A 564-nucleotide genomic window follows, 5' to 3' on the forward strand; every position below is an offset into this window, starting at 1 on the left:
TCATTACTCATTACGCGAATTATCATGAAAGCAATCATTGAACATATTGTGTTGGTTACCCGTCTCTTAGGGGCGCCTGTGTCAGAAGCCGCGCTGACGGCAGAGGTGGTGCGGGATAAAAAACTCAATGTCAACTATCATTCCCTCGTCGAAGTTTTGCGCAGCCACGGCTTCGAAAACACATTGTCCAAGCGCAATCTGGAAGACATTCCATCGCTTGCCGTTCCTGTGATGATCATTCTTCACAACGAAGAGGCTGCCGTCATTACCAATATCGAAGGTTCGGGTCGGAACAGGAAATATCATATCCGTCAGGTAGATGGCTTGGAGCAGCAGCTTGATCATGACCAGCTTTCCGGTCTGTATCTGGGTTACTGTTGGTTTATCAAGCCTAAAATGGCGGCGGACACCCGTTCCGAACTGCCCGAATATCACCTTCCCAAAGCATGGTTTTGGAAAGTCATTTGGCGTTTCCGCAGCTATTACTATCAAGTAATTTTGGCGACCGTCATCATCAACTTCCTCGCTTTGGTCAGCTCGTTGTATGTCATGAACGTGTACGAC

At 47.9% G+C, this 564-nt stretch carries 1 pseudogene; it reads left to right on the forward strand.

The window, feature by feature from the left end:
• Positions 1 to 24 precede the first annotated feature (24 nt).
• A pseudogene (locus tag ACTHUR_RS16850) lies at positions 25 to 564 on the forward strand (type I secretion system permease/ATPase); the annotation flags it as partial.

The organism is Neisseria sp. P0021.S007 (genome assembly GCF_051956855.1).